The sequence below is a fragment of the Paenibacillus sp. NFR01 genome (assembly GCF_900111565.1).
Lineage (GTDB): Bacteria > Bacillota > Bacilli > Paenibacillales > Paenibacillaceae > Paenibacillus_AQ.
This window is the reverse complement of record NZ_FOIK01000009.1, coordinates 13616-36132: the sequence shown is the minus strand read 5'-3', so window position 1 is coordinate 36132 and position 22517 is coordinate 13616. Positions and strand designations below refer to the sequence as shown.

Annotated in this window: 21 protein-coding genes and 1 other annotated feature; all 21 genes read right to left on the bottom strand. The window is 52.1% G+C overall.

What is annotated here, in order from left to right; all coding sequences use genetic code 11:
* Positions 1-115: 115 nt before the first annotated feature.
* On the bottom strand, positions 116-2194 hold the full coding sequence (fusA, locus tag BMW84_RS23290; protein WP_091072718.1) for an elongation factor G: 2079 nt from the start codon (positions 2192-2194) through the stop codon (positions 116-118).
* A 45-nt stretch (positions 2195-2239) separates the two neighbouring features.
* Entirely contained in the window at positions 2240-2710 is a 471-nt protein-coding gene (rpsG, locus tag BMW84_RS23285) for a 30S ribosomal protein S7 (protein ID WP_091072715.1), read from the bottom strand.
* 46 nt (positions 2711-2756) lie between these two features.
* Complete coding sequence (gene rpsL / locus BMW84_RS23280) at positions 2757-3176, bottom strand: 30S ribosomal protein S12 (protein WP_091072713.1); 420 nt, start codon at positions 3174-3176, stop codon at positions 2757-2759.
* Positions 3177-3308: 132 nt separating this feature from the next.
* The gene (locus BMW84_RS23275; RefSeq protein ID WP_091072712.1) at positions 3309-3560 is read right to left on the bottom strand and encodes a ribosomal L7Ae/L30e/S12e/Gadd45 family protein; all 252 of its coding nucleotides are present in this window, start codon (positions 3558-3560) and stop codon (positions 3309-3311) included.
* A gap of 185 nt (positions 3561-3745) precedes the next feature.
* Positions 3746-7357, bottom strand: a complete 3612-nt coding sequence (rpoC, locus tag BMW84_RS23270; protein ID WP_091072709.1) for a DNA-directed RNA polymerase subunit beta' — start codon at positions 7355-7357, stop codon at positions 3746-3748.
* Between the two features lie 119 nt (positions 7358-7476).
* Positions 7477-11022, bottom strand: a complete 3546-nt coding sequence (gene rpoB, locus BMW84_RS23265) for a DNA-directed RNA polymerase subunit beta (protein ID WP_091072706.1) — start codon at positions 11020-11022, stop codon at positions 7477-7479.
* A 432-nt stretch (positions 11023-11454) separates the two neighbouring features.
* A complete protein-coding gene (locus BMW84_RS23260) occupies positions 11455-12051 on the bottom strand; it encodes a class I SAM-dependent methyltransferase (protein ID WP_091072703.1) in 597 nt (198 codons plus the stop codon).
* 99 nt (positions 12052-12150) lie between these two features.
* A complete protein-coding gene (gene rplL, locus BMW84_RS23255) occupies positions 12151-12513 on the bottom strand; it encodes a 50S ribosomal protein L7/L12 (protein ID WP_091072700.1) in 363 nt (120 codons plus the stop codon).
* Between the two features lie 66 nt (positions 12514-12579).
* Entirely contained in the window at positions 12580-13083 is a 504-nt protein-coding gene (rplJ, locus tag BMW84_RS23250; RefSeq protein WP_091072815.1) for a 50S ribosomal protein L10, read from the bottom strand.
* A 60-nt stretch (positions 13084-13143) separates the two neighbouring features.
* Positions 13144-13295, bottom strand: a sequence feature (ribosomal protein L10 leader region).
* A gap of 65 nt (positions 13296-13360) precedes the next feature.
* The gene (rplA, locus tag BMW84_RS23245; protein WP_091072698.1) at positions 13361-14053 is read right to left on the bottom strand and encodes a 50S ribosomal protein L1; all 693 of its coding nucleotides are present in this window, start codon (positions 14051-14053) and stop codon (positions 13361-13363) included.
* An 80-nt stretch (positions 14054-14133) separates the two neighbouring features.
* Entirely contained in the window at positions 14134-14559 is a 426-nt protein-coding gene (gene rplK / locus BMW84_RS23240; protein ID WP_025691673.1) for a 50S ribosomal protein L11, read from the bottom strand.
* Positions 14560-14638: 79 nt separating this feature from the next.
* Positions 14639-15172: a transcription termination/antitermination protein NusG gene (nusG, locus tag BMW84_RS23235; RefSeq protein WP_091072695.1), complete on the bottom strand. Its 534-nt coding sequence runs from the start codon at positions 15170-15172 to the stop codon at positions 14639-14641.
* Positions 15173-15193: 21 nt separating this feature from the next.
* Complete coding sequence (gene secE, locus BMW84_RS23230) at positions 15194-15385, bottom strand: preprotein translocase subunit SecE (RefSeq protein WP_091072693.1); 192 nt, start codon at positions 15383-15385, stop codon at positions 15194-15196.
* Between the two features lie 20 nt (positions 15386-15405).
* On the bottom strand, positions 15406-15555 hold the full coding sequence (gene rpmG / locus BMW84_RS23225; protein WP_091072691.1) for a 50S ribosomal protein L33: 150 nt from the start codon (positions 15553-15555) through the stop codon (positions 15406-15408).
* A 321-nt stretch (positions 15556-15876) separates the two neighbouring features.
* A complete protein-coding gene (gene sigH, locus BMW84_RS23220) occupies positions 15877-16521 on the bottom strand; it encodes an RNA polymerase sporulation sigma factor SigH (protein WP_091072689.1) in 645 nt (214 codons plus the stop codon).
* Positions 16522-16652: 131 nt separating this feature from the next.
* Entirely contained in the window at positions 16653-17174 is a 522-nt protein-coding gene (locus tag BMW84_RS23215; RefSeq protein WP_091072687.1) for an NYN domain-containing protein, read from the bottom strand.
* A 2-nt stretch (positions 17175-17176) separates the two neighbouring features.
* Positions 17177-17938 carry a 23S rRNA (guanosine(2251)-2'-O)-methyltransferase RlmB gene (gene rlmB, locus BMW84_RS23210; RefSeq protein WP_091072684.1) on the bottom strand — a complete coding sequence of 254 codons (762 nt, stop codon included), beginning with the start codon at positions 17936-17938 and terminating at the stop codon, positions 17177-17179.
* Between the two features lie 43 nt (positions 17939-17981).
* Entirely contained in the window at positions 17982-18419 is a 438-nt protein-coding gene (locus BMW84_RS23205) for a Mini-ribonuclease 3 (RefSeq protein ID WP_091072683.1), read from the bottom strand.
* Complete coding sequence (cysS, locus tag BMW84_RS23200) at positions 18416-19822, bottom strand: cysteine--tRNA ligase (protein WP_091072681.1); 1407 nt, start codon at positions 19820-19822, stop codon at positions 18416-18418. Before cysS ends, BMW84_RS23205 begins: the two co-directional genes overlap by 4 nt.
* Before the next feature lie 44 nt (positions 19823-19866).
* Complete coding sequence (cysE, locus tag BMW84_RS23195) at positions 19867-20559, bottom strand: serine O-acetyltransferase (RefSeq protein WP_091072678.1); 693 nt, start codon at positions 20557-20559, stop codon at positions 19867-19869.
* 477 nt (positions 20560-21036) lie between these two features.
* Positions 21037-22500: a glutamate--tRNA ligase gene (gene gltX / locus BMW84_RS23190; protein ID WP_091072675.1), complete on the bottom strand. Its 1464-nt coding sequence runs from the start codon at positions 22498-22500 to the stop codon at positions 21037-21039.
* Positions 22501-22517: the final 17 nt, after the last annotated feature.

Sequence of the window (22517 nt, the reverse complement as noted above, 5' to 3'; positions counted from 1 at the left end):
TTGAACAGTTCCTCCTTAATATGGGGTTTCCTTATATTTTAGAGCCGCCCGGACGAATTGCTGAACAAGGATGACTGACGAGAGGATCGTCCGGCCGGCAAATCAAACAAACGTATTAGTCGTTGCCTTTGTGCTTGGACACGATTTCTTCAGCAATGGTCTTAGGCACTTCTTCGTAGTGCGAAAGCTCCATCGAGAATACGCCGCGGCCTTGTGTACCGGAACGGAGTGTTGTCGAGTATCCGAACATTTCGGAGAGAGGCACTTTGGCACGGATAATTTGCGCGCCACCACGGGAGTCCATACCTTCGATACGGCCGCGGCGGGAGTTCAGCATACCCATAACATCGCCCATGTACTCTTCAGGCACCGTTACTTCCACTTTCATGATCGGCTCGAGCAGGACAGGTTTACACTTGTCTTTAGCTGCTTTGAGCGCCATCGAACCGGCGATTTTGAACGCCATTTCGTTGGAGTCGACATCATGATAGGATCCGTCAACGATTGTTGCTTTAACGTCTACCAGCGGGAAGCCAGCAAGGACGCCGTTTTTCATTTGTTCTTCAATACCGGCAAGTGCAGGAGCGATGTATTCTCTAGGAACGGAACCACCGACAACTTTACTTTCGAATTGGCTGCCAGTGCCGGCTTCGAGAGGTTCAAATTCAACCCACACGTGACCGTACTGACCGCGACCGCCGGATTGGCGAACGAATTTACCTTCGACGCGAGCAGGCGCTCTGAACGTTTCGCGGTAAGCAACCTGTGGTTTACCCACGTTGGTTTCTACTTTGAATTCGCGGCGCATACGGTCGATGATAATGTCAAGGTGAAGCTCACCCATACCTGCCAGGATCGTTTGGCCTGTTTCTTCATCGGTATGCGCACGAAGAGTTGGATCCTCTTCAGTCAGCTTGCCGAGAGCAACGCCCATTTTATCTTGGTCAGCTTTGGTTTTAGGTTCAACCGCGATTTCGATAACCGGATCAGGGAAGTTCATCGATTCCAGGATAACCGGATGTTTTTCGTCGCAGAGGGTATCGCCGGTACTTGTATCTTTCAAACCAACGGCTGCCGCGATATCACCAGCGTATACGATGGAGATTTCTTGGCGGCTGTTCGCATGCATCTGCAGGATACGGCCGATACGTTCACGTTTGTTCTTAGTAGCGTTAACTACATAAGAACCGGATTCCAGGATACCGGAGTATACACGGAAGAACGTGAGTTTACCAACATAAGGGTCAGTCATGATCTTGAATGCCAGTGCTGCGAACGGCTCTTCGTCGGAAGAGTGGCGCTCGGTTTCAGTACCGTCGTCAAGGTGACCTTGGATCGCAGGTACATCCAGCGGAGATGGCAGGTAATCAACAACTGCGTCCAGCATCAGCTGAACCCCTTTGTTGCGGTAGGAAGAGCCGACGATAACAGGGAAGATCTTAACTTCACATACGCCTTTGCGCAGAGCAGCTTTGATCTCGTCAACTGTAATTTCTTCGCCTTCCAGGTACTTCATGGTCAATTCCTCGTCGAGTTCGGCAACCTTCTCGATCAGTTCGAGACGCAGCTCCTCAACTTGTTCCAGATATTCCGCAGGAATTTCTGTAACTTCAATATTTTGACCCAGGTCATCTTTGTACATGTGAGCTTTTTGCTCAACCAAGTCAATGATGCCGATGAAGTCGTTTTCTGCACCGATCGGCAACTGGATCGCTACCGAGTTCGCTTGCAGGCGGTCACGCATATCCTTAACTACGTTAAGGAAGTCGGCACCGATGATATCCATTTTGTTAACATAAGCGATCCGTGGAACGCCGTAACGGTCAGCCTGTCTCCATACGGTTTCGGACTGAGGTTCTACGCCCTCTTTCGCACTAAAAACGCCTACTGCCCCATCCAATACACGCAGGGAGCGTTCAACTTCAACAGTGAAGTCAACGTGCCCCGGGGTATCAATGATATTGATGCGGTGACCTTTCCAAGAAGCGGTAGTCGCAGCGGAAGTAATCGTAATCCCGCGCTCCTGTTCCTGCTCCATCCAGTCCATTGTCGCAGCACCTTCGTGAACTTCACCGATTTTGTGCGTACGGCCTGTGTAGAACAGAATACGTTCCGTGGTAGTGGTCTTGCCGGCATCAATATGTGCCATGATCCCGATATTGCGTGTATTTTTTAAGGAGAACTCTCTTGCCATGAATTGGGTCTCCCTTCAAAATAGTTTATTTTTACGGGCTAGATCCTACCAGCGGTAGTGAGCAAACGCTTTGTTCGCTTCAGCCATTTTGTGCGTATCTTCGCGTTTCTTAACAGAAGCGCCTGTGTTGTTGGAAGCGTCGATGATCTCAGCCGCCAAACGCTCTTCCATAGTCTTCTCGCCGCGGTTGCGGGAGTAGTTCACGAGCCAACGTAATCCGAGCGCAGTACGTCTCTCAGGTTTAACCTCGATAGGTACTTGGTAGTTGGCACCGCCGACACGGCGTGCTTTAACTTCCAATACCGGCATGATATTCTTGATGGCCGCTTCGAAAACTTCCATCGGATCTTTACCCGTACGGTCTTGAATCAGTTTGAACGAATTGTACAGAATGCTTTGAGCGACACCTCTTTTACCATCCAGCATAATGCGGTTGATCAAACGAGTAACCAACTTGCTGTTATACACCGGATCCGGCAGCACGTCTCTCTTAGTAACTGGACCTTTGCGTGGCATGGATATCCCCCTTTCTTGTATGGTTCTTTCTTAAATCAGTTTGTCCTTATTTTTTCGCTTTAGGACGTTTTGCGCCGTATTTGGAGCGAGCTTGCATCCGGTTGTTCACGCCTGCTGTATCCAGCGCGCCGCGAACGATATGGTAACGAACCCCTGGAAGGTCCTTAACCCGTCCTCCGCGAATCAGTACCACGCTGTGCTCTTGCAGGTTGTGTCCGATCCCCGGGATGTAAGCAGTAACCTCGACCTTATTCGTCAAACGCACACGGGCGTATTTACGAAGTGCAGAGTTCGGTTTCTTAGGAGTCATTGTGCCTACACGAGTGCACACACCGCGTTTTTGCGGGGAGCTCAAATCTGTAGCCTCACGCTTCAGGGCGTTAAAACCTTTTTGAAGAGCAGGAGATTTGGATTTGTCGATTTTGGCTTGACGGCCTTTACGAACCAATTGATTAATAGTTGGCATGTTGTGCCACCCCCTTCCTGAAATTATAAATCCATTTACGAACTTTAAGTCCACAGACCCAGGTGGTTCATAAAAAGACAAATGAAAAGTTTTTGCCGCCGGGTTAGCCCCGGTACAAAAACGATCCTGTTGCTATTCTTTTAAGACGGCCGCCATGGCGGCACCAACTTCTATACCACAGGCTTTGCCCAAGTTCAGCATTGTATCCACATAAGTGACTTTAACGCCTTGCTTGTTGCAGAGCAAAATAATTCTGGAAGTAAGCCGTTGATCTCCGTCCTCTGCCACATAGACTTCTGCGGCTTGGCCCAATTCAACCGCCTTGACGGTTTGCTTGGTACCGATCTTGACCTGAGCATCCTGAAGCCTTCTATCATTAGTCATGATAAACAGTACCTCCGATAAGAAAGAGTAACAAGTCTGCTCACGCACCTTAGATATATTAGCATTATCATCCGGCGATGTCAAGAATAACAATAATGTTTTTTAGGTTTATATCATAAGGCCGCGCTGCAGCACAAGCTCAGCCGCAGCGCGGTAAACCGCCTTAGATAATAAGCTACTCAGTGTTACTCGGCAGGAACCGCCTCAAGCGCTTCGAGCTCGCCCTCTTCGTTCGGATCGTTCAGCTTCACGTTGCGGTAACGGTTCATGCCCGTTCCGGCAGGGATCAGCTTACCGATGATAACATTTTCCTTCAGGCCGAGCAATTTATCCACTTTGCCCTTGATGGCCGCATCGGTAAGGACGCGGGTCGTTTCCTGGAAGGATGCCGCGGACAGGAAGGAGTCGGTTTCGAGCGATGCCTTGGTGATACCAAGCAATACCGGCTTGGCGACCGCAGGCTCATTGCCGGACAGAATCGCTTCTTTGTTCGCTGCTTCATATTCATGAATATCCGCAAAGGAACCTGGCAGGAGATTGGTGTCTCCGGCGTCGATAATGCGGATTTTGCGCAACATTTGTTTGATCATAACTTCGACGTGCTTATCATTGATTTCTACGCCTTGGTTACGATATACGCGTTGAACTTCCTGCAGGATGTAGTTTTGTACCCCGCGGATGCCCTTAATGCGCAGCATTTCTTTAGGGTCGATCGAACCGTCGGTCAGTTCGTCGCCGGCTTCGATTTCTTGGCCTTCGCTTACGCGCAGACGCGATCCGTAAGTGATGGAGTACACGCGGGATTCCGCTTCACCTTGCACTTCGATTTCGCGGCGGTCTTTCGTTTCACGAATCTCCTTAACGATACCGTCGATTTCACTGATTGTCGCCTGGCCTTTAGGGTTACGGGCTTCAAACAGCTCCTGGATACGCGGCAAACCTTGCGTGATGTCATCGCCGGCAACACCGCCGGTATGGAATGTACGCATGGTGAGCTGGGTTCCCGGTTCACCGATGGATTGGGCGGCAATAATGCCGACTGCTTCGCCGATCTCAACATGCTTGCCGGTTGCCAAGTTACGTCCGTAGCACTTTTTGCAGACGCCGTGACGGGCGCGGCAGCTCAGTACCGAACGGATTTGCAGCTTGGTAACACCGGCGTTCACGATTTCTTCGGCCTTATCGGAGTCGATCAGGTCGTTACGGTGAACGATAATTTCTTTCGTTTCCGGATGGCGGACAGTCTCGAAACAGTAGCGGCCTTCGATACGGTCGTACAGATCCTCGATAACTTCCTTGCCGTCCTGAATGCGACTGACGGTAAAGCCTTTGTCTGTGCCGCAATCTTCTTCGCGGACGATAACGTCCTGTGCTACGTCGACCAGACGACGGGTCAGGTAACCCGAGTCCGCCGTACGAAGCGCGGTATCCGCCAGACCTTTACGCGCACCGTGCGTCGAGATAAAGTACTCGAGGACGGTCAGGCCTTCACGGAAACTTGCTTTGATCGGCAACTCAAAGATCCGGCCGGATGGCGTTGCCATCAGACCCCGCATGCCGCCCAGCTGGGTGATCTGCGATTTGTTACCGCGCGCCTTGGAATCAACCATCAGCATGATGGAATTGAAGCGGTCCATAGACTTCAGGAGCACGTTGGTCAGATCGTCTTTGGTCTTCGACCAGATTTCGATGACGCGGTCATAACGTTCATCGTTCGTGATCAGACCGCGGCGGTACTGGTTCGCTACCACGTTGACTTTAGCTTCGGATTCCTTCAGCATTTCAACTTTCTCTTCCGGTACGACAACGTCTGCTACCGCAACGGTTACACCGGAACGCGTGGAATACGTGAAGCCGAGCTGTTTGATCTTATCCAGAATAACGGATGTTTCCGTCGTATGGTAAGTCTCAAAGCAGCGGGCGATAATGAGACCCAAATATTCTTTGCCGACGGCGTTCGCATCCGCTGCACTCATGATGCGTTCGCGGACGTCTGCACCTTTTTCATAAATGAAATATTTCTCAGGCGTTCCCTGCAGCAAGTTAGCTTTGGTCGCTTCGTTGATGTACGGGAAGCTCTTCGGATAGATTTCATTAAAGATGATTTTACCAACCGTCGTGATCAGCAGAGCATCCTGTTGTTTTTCCGTAAAGCTGGTTTTGCCCAGAGCTTTAACCGGAATCGCAACGCGCGCATGCAGACCGGCAGTTCCGCGTTGATAGGCGGATACAGCTTCGTTGACGTTGCGCAGGATCATGCCTGTGCCCTTTTCTTCTTTGTTGTCCATGGTCAGGTAGTACGTACCGAGGACCATATCCTGGGAAGGAGTAACGACAGGCTTGCCGTCTTTCGGGTTCAGGATGTTGCCCGAAGCCAGCATCAGAATGCGTGCTTCAGCTTGAGCCTCTGCGGACAGCGGAACGTGTACGGCCATTTGGTCACCGTCGAAGTCGGCGTTGTACGCCGTACATACGAGCGGGTGAAGACGGATGGCATGGCCTTCGACCAGAATCGGTTCAAATGCCTGGATCCCGAGTCTGTGCAGCGTAGGCGCACGGTTCAGCAGAACTGGATGCTCACGGATAACTTCTTCGAGAACGTCCCATACCTCTGGACTGACGCGTTCCACTTTGCGTTTCGCGCTCTTGATGTTGTGGGCAAGGCCTTTGTTTACCAGTTCTTTCATAACAAACGGTTTGAATAGTTCCAGCGCCATTTTCTTCGGCAGGCCGCATTGGTACATCTTGAGGTACGGACCTACGACGATAACGGAACGGCCGGAGTAGTCAACGCGTTTACCGAGCAAGTTTTGCCGGAAACGTCCTTGTTTACCCTTCAGCATATGGCTGAGGGACTTGAGCGGACGGTTACCCGGACCGGTTACCGGACGTCCACGGCGGCCGTTGTCGATGAGGGCATCGACGGCTTCCTGAAGCATCCGCTTTTCATTTTGTACGATAATATCGGGAGCGCCGAGATCAAGCAGTCTTTTCAGACGGTTGTTGCGGTTGATGACACGGCGGTACAAGTCGTTCAAGTCGGATGTCGCAAAGCGGCCGCCGTCGAGTTGAACCATCGGGCGAAGCTCCGGTGGGATAACAGGCAGCACATCCATGATCATCCAATCAGGTTTGTTGCCGGAGTTGCGGAACGCCTCGATCACTTCCAGACGTTTGATGGCCCGGTTGCGGCGTTGGCCTTGGGCCGTACGCAGTTCTTCCTTGAGGAATTCCAGCTCTTTGTCGATGTCGATATCTTGAAGCAGCTTTTTCACCGCTTCCGCACCCATGCCGGCTTGGAATCCGTAGCCGTATTTTTCACGGTAGCTGCGGTATTCTTTTTCGGACAACAGTTGCTTCTTCTCCAGCGGAGTTTCACCTGGATCCGTTACAACATAAGATGCAAAATAAATGATCTCTTCAAGAGATCTTGGTGACATGTCCAGAGCCAGACCCATACGGCTTGGAATGCCTTTGAAATACCAGATATGGGATACCGGAGCCGCCAGCTCAATGTGGCCCATCCGTTCGCGGCGGACTTTGGCACGGGTAACTTCAACGCCGCAGCGGTCGCACACGACGCCTTTATAGCGGACGCGTTTGTACTTGCCGCAATGACATTCCCAGTCCTTTTGCGGTCCGAAGATGCGCTCGCAGAAAAGGCCTTCTTTTTCCGGTTTCAGCGTACGGTAGTTGATGGTTTCCGGTTTCTTTACTTCTCCGCGGGACCAAGAACGAATTTTTTCCGGGGAAGCGAGCCCGATTTTCATAAATTCAAAATTGTTAACGTCCAACAAGGAGCAACCCTCCTTAACCTATATCCTGATTTAGTACCGGAGGCCCTCCCTTGATCCTGGGATCAAAAGAGGGCACGGTCCATTTTTCTAAATGCAATTGAGTGGCAAACGCCTGAGCCTTATTCGATGCCGACTTCCGCGCCTTCGAGGTTGAGGCTCAGCTTATCGCCGGACGTCTCGTCTTCATCATCCAGTTCTTTCATTTCAATTTCCTGCTCGTCGCCGCTGAGGATTTTGACGTCCATACCGAGCGACTGCAGTTCCTTGATGAGTACTTTGAACGATTCCGGAACACCCGGCTCCGGCACGTTCTCGCCTTTGACGATCGACTCGTACGTCTTCACGCGGCCGACCACGTCATCGGATTTCACGGTCAGGATTTCTTGCAGTGTATAAGCTGCGCCGTAGGCTTCAAGCGCCCACACTTCCATCTCCCCGAAACGTTGTCCGCCGAACTGGGCTTTACCGCCGAGAGGCTGCTGCGTAACGAGCGAGTAAGGACCGGTGGAACGTGCATGGATTTTATCGTCAACCATGTGCGCCAGTTTGATCATGTGCATGACACCGACGGTAACTTCGCGTTCGAAACGCTCGCCCGTACGTCCGTCATACAGAATCGTTTTACCGTTGCGCTGCATGCCGGCTTCTTCCATGGTGTCGAACACATCATACTCGCGTGCGCCGTCGAATACCGGCGTCGCAACATGAATGCCGAGCTGCAGGGCAGCCATACCCAGATGGACTTCCAGCACCTGGCCGATGTTCATCCGCGAAGGTACGCCCAGCGGGTTCAGGACGACCTGTACCGGCGTACCGTCCGGAAGGAACGGCATATCTTCTTCAGGCAGAATGCGGGCAACGACACCTTTGTTACCGTGACGTCCGGCCATCTTATCGCCTTCGGAAATTTTACGTTTTTGCGCGATATATACACGAACCAGCTGATTCACGCCCGGAGGCAGCTCGTCGCCGTTTTCGCGTGTAAATACTTTGACATCGACGATGATACCGTCACTGCCGTGCGGTACGCGCAGCGAGGTGTCGCGCACTTCGCGTGCCTTCTCACCGAAGATCGCGTGGAGCAAACGCTCTTCCGCAGTCAGTTCCGTTACGCCCTTCGGAGTAACCTTACCGACCAGGATGTCCCCGGCATTGATTTCCGCACCGATGCGGATAATGCCGCGCTCATCCAGGTTACGGAGAGCTTCTTCGCCGACGTTCGGAATGTCGCGGGTGATTTCTTCCGGTCCGAGCTTCGTATCGCGGGCTTCGGATTCGTATTCCTCGATATGGATCGAAGTATATACATCTTCCTTCACCAGCTTCTCGCTCAGCAGGATCGCATCCTCATAGTTGTAACCTTCCCATGTCATGAAGGCAACGACTACGTTGCGGCCAAGCGCCAATTCGCCCATTTCGGTCGAAGGTCCGTCTGCCAGGATGTCGCCTTTCTTCACCACGTCGCCGCGTTTGGCCAGCGGACGCTGGTTAATGCAGGTTCCTTGGTTCGAACGCATAAATTTGTGTAATTTATATTTAACGATGTCGCCTTTGACCTCACGGCCATCGACCGTTTCAACGCGGCGCAGCCAAATTTCATTGGCCGAAGAGCGTTCAATCACACCGTCATATTTGGAAACAATACATACGCCGGAGTCTTTCGCCGATTTGTGCTCCATTCCGGTTCCGACGAGCGGAGCCTTAGGAATCAAAAGCGGAACGGCCTGACGCTGCATGTTCGATCCCATCAGGGCGCGGTTGGAGTCATCGTTCTCGAGGAACGGAATGAGCGCCGTCGCGACCGACACGACCTGCTTAGGCGATACGTCCATGTAATCGACGCGGTTGCTCGGCATTGTCGTGATATTGTCGGAATCTTTGTTGTACCGGACGATAACTTCGCTTTCCAGGAATGTACCTTCCTCATCGATAAGCACGTTCGCCTGAGCGATTACATAGTTATCTTCTTCGTCGGCAGTCAGATAGTCGACTTGTTCCGTAACCTTGCCGGTCTTCGGATCCACCCAACGGTACGGCGCTTCGATAAAGCCGTATTCGTTGATGCGGGCAAATGTGGACAAGGAGTTGATCAAACCGATATTCGGACCTTCCGGCGTTTCGATCGGACACATCCGGCCGTAATGGCTGTGATGGACGTCGCGCACTTCAAAGCCCGCGCGCTCCCGGGTCAGACCGCCCGGTCCGAGTGCGGACAGACGACGTTTATGCGTAAGTTCTGCCAGCGGGTTCGTTTGGTCCATGAACTGGGACAACTGCGAACTGCCGAAGAACTCTTTGATCGATGCGATAACCGGACGAATGTTGATCAATGCCTGCGGCGTAATCGCGTTCGCATCCTGAATCGACATCCGTTCGCGTACCACCCGTTCCATACGGGACAAGCCGATGCGGAACTGGTTTTGCAGCAGTTCGCCGACCGAACGCAGACGTCGGTTACCCAAATGGTCGATGTCGTCGGTGTTGCCGATGCCATGCAGCAGATTAATAAAGTAGCTGATTGAGGAGATAATATCAGCCTGAGTGATATGCTTGACCGACTTGTCGATGTTGCCGTTGGCGATCAATTTAATGACCCGGCCCTCTTCAAGCGGCGAATACACCTCGACAACCTGCAGCGGAATATCATCGCTATCAGTTACGCCGCCGCTTACGCGGTAAGTCTTGGAGGCGATATTCTTCTCAAAGTAAGGAATCAGCTCATCCAGCAGGCGGCGGTCAACCATTTGACCCGTTTCTGCCAAAATTTCACCCGTAGCTTCATCTACGAGCGGCTGGGCAAGACGTTGGTTGAACAGACGGTTTTTGATGTGCAGCTTTTTGTTGATCTTATAACGGCCGACGTTCGCCAGATCATAACGTTTTGGGTCAAAGAAACGCGCTACCAGGAGGCTCTTCGCATTCTCCAGTGTCGGCGGTTCACCCGGACGCAGGCGTTCGTAAATCTCAATGAGCGCCTTCTCGGTGGAATCCGTGTTGTCTTTGTCCAGCGTATTGCGAATATATTCATCATTGCCAAGCAGATCCAGAATTTCGGCATCCGTGCCGAAACCAAGTGCGCGCAGAAGCACAGTAACCGGGATCTTACGGGTCCGGTCGATGCGGACATACATAATGTCCTTCGCATCGGTTTCAAGCTCCAGCCAGGCACCGCGGTTTGGAATCACTGTGGCGGTGTATGTTTTCTTGGCGTTTTTATCCACTTTCGTGCTGAAATAGACGCTAGGAGAGCGAACCAACTGGCTGACAATTACCCGTTCCGCACCATTGATAATAAATGTGCCGGTCTCCGTCATCAGCGGGAAATCCCCCATGAACACTTCCTGCTCTTTGACCTCGCCGGTCTCTTTGTTGATGAGCCGGACCTTTACCCGCAGAGGAGCCGCATACGTTACGTCACGCTCCTTGGCATCATCAACCGTATATTTCGGTTCACCCAGGCTGTAATCAATGAACTCGAGTACCAGATTGCCAGTGAAATCCTGGATTGGCGAGATGTCTTGAAACATTTCGCGCAGTCCTTCCTCCAAAAACCAGTCATACGATTTTTGCTGGATCTCAATCAGGTTAGGGACCTCGAGTATTTCGTTAATTCTCGCATAGCTCCGCCGAGTGCGTCGACCATACTGAACAAGATGTCCTGCCAACTTTACTCACCCCTCATGTCTACTCACTTAAAAATTGATTGCGAACCCCTGTTTGGAACCGTATAATGGAACCATACCACAAGGATTCAGCCATAAATAATAAAAAGCCCTTGATCGAATTCTTCGAAAAAAGAGCGCATTTTTATCCATGGCCAAAGTACTCCTTAACCAGTAGATTTGCCCAAAACGTACATATTATACGTCGCCAAGCGACAGTTTATGCATCATAATTCTTACTTCTGCAGGCTTACCCGCAACAAGTCCGGATCATGATCTTTGCATAAAACTGCCAGCGTTTGCCGGACGGCTGCGCTTGCCGGTCGACAATAAAATATCTTGACATTTCAGCAAACTAAAGACATGGAGCCTATCTTAATACTGACATTTAATAATAATAACACTAGCTATATCTCATGTCAATATTTTCTCCGTCTATTTTTTCGCCCGAATGATTCGGTACCCCTTGTCTTTCCCCAGCTCTTCCACTTCCGGAAACAAACTTTCCAATTTAGCCACCGCCGATGGCGATCCCTGCTTTTTCTGAATGACGATCCACAGACTTCCGCCTTCATTTAACTGCCGGTACGCCTCTTCAAAAATCTGATGCACTACCGCCTTGCCCGCACGAATCGGCGGATTGGTCAGCACAACGTCAAACTTTTGTTCAACTACGGCGGACAGCACATCGCTCTGCAGGACCGTCACATTCCCGATCCCATTGTTGCGGGCATTCTCGCGGGAAAGTTCAACCGCACGGTTATTGATATCCACCATCGTCACATGACCGGCCGGATTAAGCGACGCTGCCGCAAGACCGATCGGGCCGTAACCGCAGCCCACATCGAGCACGTCTGAGCCATCCGGTATCTCCATCGCTTCAATCAACGCGCGGCTGCCATAATCGATATCGCCTTTGGAAAAAACACCGGCATCACTGATCAAATGAAACTTTTTGCCCCTAAGCACAGTCTGGATCTCGCGACGGTCGTGACGCGTCTCCGGCTGCTGCGAGTAATAATGCTGCGACATGCCATTCATCCCTTCATTTTCATATCTTCATGGCATTCATTATACAACAACCCCCTTGAACAAGTTCAAGGGGGTTGTCCTGAAGCTTATGGAAGCAAATTACTTCACTTCTACGGAAGCGCCTGCTTCTTCCAATTTTGCTTTGGTAGCGTCGGCATCTTCTTTGCTTACTTTTTCTTTGATTGGCTTAGGAGCGTTGTCTACGAGGTCTTTAGCTTCTTTCAAGCCAAGGCCTGTGATTTCGCGAACGATTTTGATAACGTTGATCTTGGAAGCGCCAGCGCTTGCCAGGATTACGTCGAATTCGGTTTGTTCTTCTTCAACAGCTGCAGCAGCGCCGCCAGCAACAGCTACTGGAGCTGCAGCAGTTACGCCGAATTCTTCTTCGATTGCTTTAACCAGGTCGTTCAGTTCCAGTACGCTCATGCCTTTAATTGCTTCCAAGATTGCTTCTTTACTCATGGTTGAACCTCCATTTTATAATTAAATTTGGTTTGTGGTATTGATTAACTCACAAGAATCAAAGGCTTACGCGCTTTGTTCTTCTTTCTCGGCCACAGCTTTAACTGCAAGCGCGAAGTTGCGGATAGGCGCTTGAAGCACGCTGAGGAGCATGGACAAGAGACCTTCGCGGGATGGCAGTTCTGCCAGCGCCTTAACTTGATCCATACCGATGACACGGCCTTCGACCACGCCGCCTTTCAGTTTCAATGCGTCGTTTTTCTTGGCGAAGTCATTCAGAATTTTTGCAGCTGCCACCGCATCAGTTTCACTGAATGCGATTGCTGTAGGACCAGTCAGGACAGCGTCCAGCTCAGTCAGTTCAGCCACAGCAGTTGCACGGCGGAGCAATGTGTTTTTCAGGACTTGAAAGTCAACGCCCGCTTCGCGAAGCTGCTTGCGCAGTTCGGTCGCTTGAGCAACGTTCAATCCACGGTAGTCAACAACAACTGTAGAAATACTGTTTTGCAGTTTTCCAACAACCGCGTCCACCGCTTCCTGTTTAGCTTGGATTACTTTTGCATTTGCCAATGTGTACACCTCCTGAAAATTTATGTCGTGGACACCCTGATCAGGGATATCCATTCCTACGCAGGCATGAGAAAAGCCTCCGCAGATTCACGAAGGCTTGATAAAACGATAGTCGCGGGCCAAACCCGGAACCTCTTGTTTCTATCACAACACCTCGGTAGGAAATTAAGCCTTCCGGCACCTACTGTCTACGGTAAGCATATTCAAGTTCAAGAACTAGCCTTAAATTCACAACTGCCTTAGTTTATCAAAGATGACTCAAGGAGTCAACCCTTAATTATCTGTAAGCAGCAGCGTTCACGCGAGCGCTTGGTCCCATAGTGGAGGAAATCGCGATGCCTTTCAGGTATACACCTTTAGCGGCAGCCGGTTTCGCCCGGTTCAAAGCGTCGATGAGAGCTTTAAGGTTGTCGTTCAGCTTTTCAGCGTCAAAAGACACTTTGCCGATTGGCGCGTGAATTTGACCTGCTTTATCGAGACGGTATTCGATTTTACCGGCTTTGATTTCTTGTACAGCCTTAGTAACGTCGAATGTAACTGTGCCGGCTTTAGGGTTAGGCATGAGGCCTTTACCACCGAGCAGACGACCGAGTTTACCGACTTCGCTCATCATATCAGGTGTAGCTACGCAGACGTCGAAATCAAACCAGCCTTGTTGAATTTTGTTGATCATGTCTTGATCGCCAACAAAATCAGCGCCGGCAGCTTCGGCTTCTTTCGCCTTGTCACCTTTTGCGAATACAAGCACGCGTTTCGTTTTGCCTGTGCCGTGTGGCAGGACAACAACGCCGCGGACCGCTTGGTCTTGTTTACGAGGGTCTACGCCCAAACGCACTGCTGCTTCAACGGTTTCGTCGAACTTCGCAGTTGCGGCTTTTTTTACAAGCTCTACAGCTTCAGCTGGCTCGTAAGTCGCTTCGCTGTTGATCAGCTTGGCGGATTCCAGGTATTTCTTACCGTGTTTAGCCATGAAATTGTTCCTCCTTTGTGGTGTTAGCGGAAATTCCTCCCACATGATGCGGCCTTAAAGGCCGTGTGACCGGGACTCGATTAGTCTTCGATCGTGATGCCCATGCTGCGGGCAGTACCTTCGACCATACGCATTGCAGCTTCAACAGACGCAGCGTTCAGGTCGGGCATTTTTTGCTCAGCGATTTCGCGCACAGCGGCACGGTTCAGCTTGGCAACTTTTTTCTTGTTTGGTTCACCGGATCCTTTTTCTACTTTAGCAGCGATGCGGAGCAGAACGGCAGCCGGAGGAGTTTTGGTGATGAATGTAAAGGAACGGTCTTCAAACACTGTAATTTCAACCGGGATGATCAGACCAGCCTGGTCGGCAGTACGAGCATTGAATTCCTTACAGAATGCCATGATGTTGACACCCGCTTGACCAAGCGCCGGACCTACTGGAGGGGCTGGGTTCGCTTTACCTGCAGGAATTTGCAGTTTCACCATTTTAATAACTTTTTTAGCCATGAGTGACACCTCCTTGCGTGAATAGTGGTATTCGAACACGCCTTACGACGTATTCTCCCACAAGAAACCCTTGCGAGTGTTATATTTTCTCCACTTGAGTGAAATCCAACTCCAGCGGGGTTTCCCGTCCAAACATGTTGACATGAACTTTGATCTTGCTCTTGTCAGCCAAAATCTCTTCCACGGAGCCCACAAAATTCGCAAACGGACCAACCATAATACGTACGGATTCCTTAATTTCGAAATCGATCTTCGCTTTAGGCTCAACCATGCCCATATGCTTCAGGATTTGGTCAACCTCTTCCGGAAGCAGAGGAGTAGGCTTGGACCCGGAACCTGTCGAACCGACAAATCCGGTTACACCCGGCGTATTGCGAACCACATACCATGAATCGTCCGTCTGAATCATTTCGACCAAAACGTATCCGGGGTAAACTTTACGCATAACGGTCTTTTTCTTCCCGTCTTTGTTTACCATTTCTTCTTCCATCGGAACAAGAACGCGGAAAATTTTGTCCTCCATGCCCATGGACTCTACGCGTTTCTCCAAATTGGCCTTAACCTTATTCTCATACCCGGAATAGGTATGAACAACATACCATCTTTTTTCCATACCAAGCCACCTGGGACCTCTCTAAATAATCGCTTCAATCACAGCGGAAATACCGATGTCCAGAACCCAGAAGTAAATTGCTACGGCTACAATTGTACCAAGTACGATCAATGTGTAGTTTTTGAGCTCTTTACGATTAGGCCAGCGAACTTTTTTGAGCTCGCTCCAGCTCTCAGTGAAAAAGGAAAACAAAGACTTGAAACTACGTTTCACTCCGACTACACCTCCACAGACTATCTGGTTTCGCGATGAGGAGTTTGCTCGTTACAGAACTTGCAAAATTTCTTCATCTCCAAGCGGTCAGGGTGATTGCGCTTGTTTTTGGTAGTTGTATAGTTTCTTTGCTTACAACTTGTACAAGCCAAAGTGATAATTACCCGCATGATTTGCACCTCCCGAAGACGTCCCTCCGACCCAGGGGCCAGAAGACGTAAATATTGATCCTAAAAAAAACCTGCGAATTTAGGCCTACCTAAAACACTTTAGCATAATCTCAGCATCCGTGTCAACGAGAGAATTGCCTGTCTGTCTGGGTAAAAATGCGGTTTTTACCATCGTCGGTTAGCCGTTCGTCCTTGTTCCCCCATGCTTCACATCCGCTGCTGTCATCCTACCATTATTGGACATTCCGCCGGAAGATAAACCTGCGTGTTTCTGACAACTAAAAAAAGACTCGAAGCCCGAGCCTTTCGTTTATTATAGCATTAATTGTCACGCACTTCCAGATATCTTTCGAGTTTCCGCTTTACCCGCTGGAGCGCATTGTCGATGGACTTTACATGCCGCTTCAGGTCCTCGGCGATCTCCTGATAAGACCGTCCGTCGAGGTAGAGCATCAGCACTTTGCGTTCCAGATCGCTCAGGATCTCCGCCATCTTATCTTCCAGGCCGATAAACTCTTCTTGGTTGATAATCAGTTCTTCCGGATCGAGTACCTGCGTACCGCAAATGATATCCATAAGGGTCCGGTCCGAATCCTCATCATAGATCGGCTTGTCCAGAGAAACATAAGAATTGAGCGGTATATGCTTCTGACGGGTAGCCGTCTTGATCGCCGTAATAATCTGGCGGGTAATGCAGAGCTCGGCAAACGCTTTGAACGAAGAAAGCTTGTCGCCCTTAAAGTCGCGAATGGCTTTATAGAGACCGATCATACCCTCCTGTACGATATCCTCACGGTCAGCGCCGATTAAAAAATAAGAACGCGCCTTAGCCCGGACAAAGTTACGGTATTTGTTGATCAGGTGCTCCAATGCCCCACTGTCGCCACCACGGAAGATCTCGACAATTTCTTCATCGCTTATGAAATCATACTCGGAAAGCATTATTTCCTTGAGGTCGACACTCACCAGAATCCCCCCGGCTGCAACGCAAGACACATCGTCACTTCGCGAAATATAGCAACAGTATATATTATGTTACCTTTCACCGTCAATAAGGATTGTCCAAAAACAATCTTCAATAGAAGAATATGGCATTTTCATTGTCGCCGCCAATCCTCCAGCCGCTTGCGAAGCTCCATGGGCAGTTTGTCCTGAATGGGGTGCCGCTTTCCGGCAACCGACTTCGGCTCGATGGCCTGCTTCACCTGCTTCTGGTTCTCTTCAATCTCGACCAGCAATTCCCGTGCGGAGATGCGCAGCGCTCCCTGGGCAAAGATGACATGCTGCTCTACAAAATCGCTCGTCGCCACATAGATCTGCCGGCGGCGGTGGCTGTATTCCCCGACCAGCCGTTCGATGCATTCGTCGGCGGTTTCTTTTTCCTTCGTGAAATAGACTTGTACCTTGCCCTGCACGAAGGATCGGCCCAGTCCGGGAACGCGGTACGCATCGAACACGGCAATGACGCGCCTCCCGGAAAAAGCCTGGTAGTCTGCCAGCTGATCCAGCAGCCGGTCGCGCGCGTTCTGCATGCCGGTCTGGGACAGCGCCGCCAGCTCGGGCCAGCCGCCGATCATGTTATATCCGTCCACAAGCAGCACATCGCGCCAGTCCGACATCGTTAGCCCAGCTGCTGCCGGCGGCGCAGCACTTCGTACATCACAACGCCTGCGGCGACCGAGGCGTTCAGGGAATTGATTTTGCCGTTCATCGGCAGCTTGAGCAGCACGTCGCATTTTTCACGGATCAGGCGTCCCATCCCCTTGTTCTCATTGCCAATGACCACCGCGACCGGTCCGTTGAAAATATCCGACTGGAACAAATTCTGCTCCGTGTCGACATCCGTGCCGACGACCCAAATCCCCTGCTCCTTGAGCCGGTCAATGGTCTGCCCCAGATTGGTCACCTTCGCAACCGGCACATATTCCACCGCGCCGGCCGAAGTTTTAGAAACCGTGGCCGTAATCTGCGCTGAGCGCCGCTTCGGCACGATCACGCCGTGTACCCCGGTGCAGTCCGCAGTCCGCAGAATCGAACCCAGGTTATGGGGATCTTCGATTTCGTCGAGCAAAATCAGGAACGGCGCTTCACCCTTAGCCGCCGCCGCGGCGAGCAAATCCTCCACTTCGGCATAAGCAAACGGAGCCGCCTGGGCCACTACGCCCTGGTGCTGCACGCCTGGAGCCAGCTGGTCAAGCTTGCGCTTGTCCACATGCTGAATGACGATTCCCGCTTTGCGCGCTTCCGCGATGATCGGGGCGGTCAGGTGTTTTTGCGCCGTTTCGGCGATCCAGATTTTATTCAGGGTGCGGCCGGCACGCAGCGCTTCCAGCACCGAATGCTTCCCGGCCAACACCTCTTCTTCCGTTTTGAATTCTTCCATATTTCAAACCTCCTGTAATTTCTGTTTCAAGCTTGCCGATGCTCTATTCCGATCGGTTCAGCATATATTCGATTCCGCTATGGGCAAGTTCCCGAATGCGTTCCTGCTGTCCCGTATAATATAAATAACCGATCAGGCATTCGAAAGCGGTGGCATGGCGGTACTCCAGCACATCCGCGTTTTTCGGAACGGAGCCCGATTTAGCGTTGCGCCCTTTGCGTACGGTATCTTTCTCTTCTTCTGTGAGCGATGGCTCCAGAAAAGCCAAAATCGTACTCTGCGCTTTGGCCGAAACCAGCCCGGTCGCCGTACGGTGCAGGTGGTTCGGCCGAAGATTCGGCAGCGAAATCAAATATTGGCGGACCGCTACCTCATAGATGGCATCCCCGATATAAGCAAGCACGATCGGAGGAAGCAGGCGCGCTTCTTTGGACGGCGGATATGGAAACCAGCTGCTGTCCAGGTTAAAATGTCCACTCATTTACGACGCCACCGCATCCCCTGCGCCGTATCTTCCAGCACGATGCCCATGTCGTTCAGCAGGTCGCGGATTTCATCGGCGCGGGCCCAGTTCTTGGTCTTACGCGCTTCCGTGCGTTCGGCAATCAGCTGTTCCACTTCCTCGTCGGTCTGATCTGCGGCCTGCTCCGGCACCAGGCGGAGCACCGCGTTCATTCCGGAAAAAGCCTCCAGCAGCGCCGCAAAGTCGGCCGGTGCGGTTTCTTCGTCCGCAAGCGCCTGGTTGGCCAATTTCACCCAGTCGAATACGGCCGTGATCGCGTCCGGCGTGTTGAAATCGTCCTGCATTTTGCTGTGGAACATGCTGCTGATTTCTTGAAGCCGTGCGGTCAGCTCGCCGCTTGCCGCCGCGCCGGCTTCCGGCGCCGCCAGCTCCAGGCGGTGCTTCACGTTGCCAGCGGCCAGGGCGATGCGCTCCGCGCTTTTCTCCGCCGAGATCAAGGCTTCCTCACCGAAGTTCAGCGGGTTGCGGTAATGCGTGGACAGCATGAAATAACGGATCGTTCCGGCTTTGAAGCGCTGACGGATATCCTTGACGAGCAGCCCGTTACCGAGCGATTTCGACATTTTTTCATCGCCGATATTAAGAAATGCGTTGTGCATCCAGTAGTTGGAGAGCGGCTTGCCGGTCAGCGCTTCGGTCTGCGCGCATTCGCATTCATGATGCGGGAATTGCAGGTCGACGCCGCCGCCGTGGATGTCGATGGTGTCGCCCAGATACTCCTTCGCCATCGCCGAGCATTCGATATGCCAACCCGGACGGCCATTCCCCCAAGGGCTTTGCCAGAAGACTTCGCCCGGTTTGGCCGCTTTCCACAGCACGAAATCCTCCGGATTCTCTTTGCGCGCGTCCACTTCAACGCGGATGCCGAATTGAAGCTCCTCAAGATTTTGCCGGGACAGCTTGCCGTAGTCCGCGAATTTTGCCGTGCGGTAGAAAACGTCCCCGCCGCTCTCATAAGCAAAGCCTTTTTCCTCAAGCGCTTTAATGAAATTGATGATCAGGTCCATGCTTTCGGTGACCCGCGGGTTCTTCGACGCCGGCTTCACGCCAAGCCCGACGATGTCCTCGTTATACGCACGGATGAAGATCTCCGCCACCTCGGCTACTGTCGTGTTCATTTCTTCCGCTTTACGGATCAGCTTATCGTCCACATCGGTGAAATTGGTAATGTAATTGACGTCATACCCGATGCTTTCCAGATAATTGCGCACAGTATCGAATACGATAATCGGCCGTGCGTTTCCGATATGCATGTACCCGTATACGGTTGGTCCGCATACATACATTTTTACTTTTCCCGGTTCCAGCGGCACAAAATCCTGCTTGCTCCGGCTCATTGTGTTATAAATTTGCAATGCCATTGTGTTGTCCAATCCTTTCTGCGTTGCGGTTCTCCCGCAGGTTCTTATATTTCATAATCGCCGATATACTGCTGCGTCTCCAGGCGCCGCTGCTCGGCCTTTTGCTTATCCTCGTTGCCGAGCTGCTCGCGGATTTCCTCGATCTCCTTCTGCAGGAAACGGAGCGAGTCGATCCATGGATCGGGCATTTGGGTATGATCCAGCCGGTCGGATACCCGTTCGCCGTTGCGTTTGACGACACGTCCGGGATTCCCTACCACCGTACAATTATTCGGCACTTCGCGCAAGACCACTGCATTCGAGCCGATATTGCAATTATCGCCAATCCGGAAGGAACCGAGTACCTTGGCTCCCGAGCCGATTACCACATTATTGCCGATCGTCGGATGGCGCTTGCCTTTCTCCTTGCCCGTTCCTCCCAGCGTAACCCCCTGGTAAATGATGACGTCATCGCCGATTTCGCATGTCTCCCCGATAACGATGCCCATGCCGTGGTCGATGAACAGGCGCTGCCCGATGACCGCACCGGGATGGATCTCCACGCCGGTCATAAACCGGCTGATTTGAGAGATGATCCGGGCGAGCGTAAACCAGCGGCGTTTGTAGAATCCGTGGGCAAGACGATGGGCCCAGATCGCATGAAGCCCGGCATAGGTGAAGACAACCTCGAATCGGCTGCGGGCGGCTGGGTCGTTGTCGAATACCGCGCGGATGTCCGATCTCATTTGCTTAAGCATGACGTTCCCCTCTTCTCGACTTCCCGCCTCCTGTGAACAGGTACGCAAGGGAAGGAATTATTCCCCTCTGCCCGGGTTTTCTCTCTAAAATTCAAAAACGCCCCTGCAGCATTATGCTGCAGAGACGTTTATACGCGGTTCCACTCTGCTTGGACGAGCGCCTGCTACGGCCTTGCCGATTACGCGGCATAACCTTGCGGCAGCTCCATCCCTCTTGGCGTCGTTAACGGCGACGATTCCGGCCCGCTCTAACCTTCCGCTCTGGCGGATGGATCGAAGGGGCAGCTCACAGGCGCATCTTCCGCGCGTAGACATTGAATAACTTCCAGCCTGGCAGAAGGTTCCCTCTGCGCGGTTATTCTCTCTGGCAAATGTCTGTATGACGCGTACTTTTCCTGGTCCCAGCTGATGCAATATGCTTCTATCTTAGCGAAAAGCGCGCGGGCTGACAAGGGCGAAAGCCCTTTCCCGGGCGGTCTAGGCGCCCTTGATTTGCGATTTCAGCCGCTGGATCACCAGATCGCGGCCCAGCAGTACGATGGTCGCGTTCAGATCGCGGCCATGCGTTTGTCCGGTCAGGGCGACACGGATCGGCATAAACAGCGCTTTTCCTTTATGCCCGGTTTCTTTTTGCACTTCTTTGATGAGCGCGCCAATCTGTGCAGCGGTGAAGTCCTCTGCTCCTTCGATCTTGGTCAGGAACGCTGCAAGTACTTCCGGCACCTGCGGTTCGGCCAATACGCCGGCAGCTTCTCCGTCCAGTTCCAGATGGCTGCGGAAGAACAGCTCTGACAGTGCCACGATATCCGAGGCGGCGGTCATTTGCTCCTGGTAGAGCGCAACGAGGCTTTCTGCCCATGCCTGCTTGGCTTCGTCCAGTTCGGCAGGAAGTCTGCCGGCCTGCTGCAGATGAGGAATGGCGAGCGCGGCAATCCGCTGCGGATCGGCATTCTTGATGTAATGGTTGTTTAAGTGCGCCAGCTTGGCCGCATCGAATACCGCAGGGCTCTTGGACAAACGGTTCGCGGAGAAGATCGAAATGAGCTGTTCCTTGCTGAAGATCTCTTCTTCGCCTTCCGGCGACCAGCCGAGCAGCGCGATAAAGTTGAACAGCGCTTCCGGCAAATAGCCCAGTTTATCGTATTGCTCGATGAACTGGATAATCGATTCATTTCGCTTGCTGAGCTTCTTATGGTCGTCACCGACAATCAGCGTCATATGGGCGAAGAGCGGTGCTTCCCAGCCGAGCGCTTCATAGATCATCAGCTGGCGCGGCGTGTTGGAGATATGGTCTTCCCCACGCAGCACGTGGCTGATCTCCATCAAATGGTCGTCGACCGCTACAGCGAAGTTGTAGGTTGGAATACCGTCTTTTTTGACGATGACAAAATCGCCCATATCCTTCGTATTGAAGGAAATGCTGCCTTTGACCATATCGTCGAACGTGTACGTGCGGTCTTCCGGCACCCGGAAACGGATGCTGGCCAGGCGGCCCTCCGCTTCATAAGCGGCGCGTTGTTCTGCAGTCAGGTCGCGATGCTTGCCGGAATAACGCGGCGTTTCGCCGCGGGCAATCTGTTCCTCGCGTTCCGCTTCCAGCTCTTCCTCCGTGCAATAGCAGCGGTAAGCCAATCCGCGATCGATCAAATCCTGCCAATACACACGGTAGATGTCCAGACGTTCGGTTTGACGGTACGGGCCGTAGCCGCCGCCGACATCGACGCTTTCATCCCAGTCGATCCCCAGCCATTTCAGGTATTTCAGCTGGCTTTCTTCCCCGCCGGCCACATTCCGCTTCACGTCCGTATCTTCGATCCGGATAATGAATTTGCCGCCCAGATTGCGGGCGAATAAATAATTGAATAATGCCGTTCTGGCATTGCCGATATGTAAATGTCCCGTAGGGCTCGGCGCATAACGCACCCGGACTTCGCTTGCCATGTTGTTCCCTCCGCTTC

Bases quoted from the DNA above. Each gene is read 5' to 3' on its own strand.
- fusA (WP_091072718.1), bottom strand. From the start codon at position 2,194: ATGGCAAGAGAGTTCTCCTTAAAAAATACACGCAATATCGGGATCATG.
- rpsG (WP_091072715.1), bottom strand. From the start codon at position 2,710: ATGCCACGCAAAGGTCCAGTTACTAAGAGAGACGTGCTGCCGGATCCG.
- rpsL (WP_091072713.1), bottom strand. From the start codon at position 3,176: ATGCCAACTATTAATCAATTGGTTCGTAAAGGCCGTCAAGCCAAAATC.
- BMW84_RS23275 (WP_091072712.1), bottom strand. From the start codon at position 3,560: ATGACTAATGATAGAAGGCTTCAGGATGCTCAGGTCAAGATCGGTACC.
- BMW84_RS23260 (WP_091072703.1), bottom strand. From the start codon at position 12,051: ATGTCGCAGCATTATTACTCGCAGCAGCCGGAGACGCGTCACGACCGT.
- rplL (WP_091072700.1), bottom strand. From the start codon at position 12,513: ATGAGTAAAGAAGCAATCTTGGAAGCAATTAAAGGCATGAGCGTACTG.
- rplA (WP_091072698.1), bottom strand. From the start codon at position 14,053: ATGGCTAAACACGGTAAGAAATACCTGGAATCCGCCAAGCTGATCAAC.
- rplK (WP_025691673.1), bottom strand. From the start codon at position 14,559: ATGGCTAAAAAAGTTATTAAAATGGTGAAACTGCAAATTCCTGCAGGT.
- nusG (WP_091072695.1), bottom strand. From the start codon at position 15,172: ATGGAAAAAAGATGGTATGTTGTTCATACCTATTCCGGGTATGAGAAT.
- rpmG (WP_091072691.1), bottom strand. From the start codon at position 15,555: ATGCGGGTAATTATCACTTTGGCTTGTACAAGTTGTAAGCAAAGAAAC.
- BMW84_RS23215 (WP_091072687.1), bottom strand. From the start codon at position 17,174: ATGTCGGACTGGCGCGATGTGCTGCTTGTGGACGGATATAACATGATC.
- rlmB (WP_091072684.1), bottom strand. From the start codon at position 17,938: ATGGAAGAATTCAAAACGGAAGAAGAGGTGTTGGCCGGGAAGCATTCG.
- BMW84_RS23205 (WP_091072683.1), bottom strand. From the start codon at position 18,419: ATGAGTGGACATTTTAACCTGGACAGCAGCTGGTTTCCATATCCGCCG.
- cysS (WP_091072681.1), bottom strand. From the start codon at position 19,822: ATGGCATTGCAAATTTATAACACAATGAGCCGGAGCAAGCAGGATTTT.
- cysE (WP_091072678.1), bottom strand. From the start codon at position 20,559: ATGCTTAAGCAAATGAGATCGGACATCCGCGCGGTATTCGACAACGAC.
- gltX (WP_091072675.1), bottom strand. From the start codon at position 22,500: ATGGCAAGCGAAGTCCGGGTGCGTTATGCGCCGAGCCCTACGGGACAT.